The organism is Microbispora sp. H10670, from assembly GCF_014161385.1.
Lineage (GTDB): Bacteria > Actinomycetota > Actinomycetes > Streptosporangiales > Streptosporangiaceae > Microbispora > Microbispora triticiradicis.
On record NZ_JABBWW010000076.1, the window covers coordinates 1 to 1,652 of the forward strand.

General features: G+C 68.0%; 1 protein-coding gene. It reads left to right on the plus strand.

The window, feature by feature from the left end; genetic code table 11:
* Positions 1 to 97 precede the first annotated feature (97 nt).
* Complete coding sequence (gene tnpC, locus HHX33_RS34575) at positions 98 to 1,561, plus strand: IS66 family transposase (protein WP_182878242.1); 1,464 nt, start codon at positions 98 to 100, stop codon at positions 1,559 to 1,561.
* The last annotated feature ends 91 nt before the right edge of the window (positions 1,562 to 1,652 follow it).

Consider the following 1,652-nt stretch of genomic DNA (forward strand, 5'->3'; position numbering starts at 1 on the left):
GTAAGTATTCAGGTCGTGCGCGCGGTGTAAGGGTTCGGTCGGATGCGTGACGGTCCGTCACTTTGATCAACCGGCGTGCAGATGATGTGATCGTCGGGTGTCCGGCCTGGAGGAGCTGTCCCGCGAGGAGCTGATCGCTCTGACGCGTGCCCTCATGGCCGAGAACGCCGCGCTGAAAGCGGAGGTCACTCAGCTGCGGGAACGCGTGGCCAAGCTGGAGCGGCTGGTATCGCGCAACAGCGGTAACTCTGGGATGCCGCCGTCTGTTGATGACCTTCCCGGCCGTAAGCAGCCGAAGGATCGCGCCTCTGGCGGTGGCCGGCGCCGGCCGGGGAAGCAGCCCGGCGCCGAGGGTAAGGCGCTGGCCTGGTCGGACGACGTCGCTGACGACGACGTCTTCGAGTACTTCCCGCAGGGCTGGTGTGGGTGCGGGGCCGATCTCGCGCAGGCGGCCGATCTGGGTGTCACGGCTCGGCATCAGCAGATCGAGATCCCGCTGGTGGTGGCCCGGCGGTTGCAGCACAACCTGCACGCGGTGGCCTGCCGGTGCGGGGCCGTGCACACCGCGCCGCGCCCGGACGGGGTGAGCGCCACGCCGGTCAGTTGTGGCGTCAATCTGCAGGCCTGGTGCGTGTATCTGCTGGTCGTCCACGCGATCCCGGTCCACCGGTGCGCCGAGCTGGTGGCCTCACTGACCGGCGCGCAGCCCTCGCCCGGGTTCGTCCACGGCTTGATCGGCCGGGCCGCCGCCGCGGTCGCGGCCGCCAACGCGCGCATCCGGACGCTGCTCACGCTGGCGTATGTGGTGTGCTGCGATGAGACACCGATCCGGGTGGGGCCGAAGAAGGCCAAGAAGTACCTGCTGGTTGCCTGCAACCAGCTGCTGACCTGGTACATGCTCGGCGGACGCGACCTGGATACCTTCAAACGGTTCATGCCGGCCGAGGCGACCGGTGTGGTGGTGCACGACCGCTACCAGAACTACGACGCCGCCGATCTGGGGATACACGATCACCAACTGTGTGTGGCGCACCTGATCCGCGATCTGGAGGACTGCGCCGAGACCTACCCCGGCGCGCGCTGGCCCCGGCAGCTCCAGATGGCGCTGCGCGGGTTGATCCACGCCGCCAACCTCGCTCGCGAGCAGGGCAGGGACGCCATCGCGGCGGGCACGCTGGCAATGTTCACCACGATGTTCCGCGGCGGGGTCGCCGTCGGCCTGTCGGAGGTCAGGCGTGTCCCCGGCCCGGCCAAGACCGTCACTCAGCCGGTCGGCCGCGTACTGCTGGAGGTGCTGCGCGACCGCGCCGACGATGTCTTGCGCTTCGCCCATGACCTGCGGATCCCGCCCACGAACAACCAGGCCGAACGCGACCTGCGACCAGCCAAGACCCAGCAGAAGATCTCCGGCAGACTCCGCTCCGAGCAGCACACCCGGCATCGGTACGCGGTCCGCGGTTACCTGTCCACCGCGATCAAACACGGCCTGGATGTCATGACGGTCCTACGCGACGCGCTTGTTGGCAGACTCTGGATGCCGCCCGATCCCGCCACGGCCTGATCCTCCGGCAGCAGGCGTACTGACGCACACCTTGAGACGATCACACAGCGCAATCAACAGAACCCGAAATGCGCAGGACGTGAATGCTTAC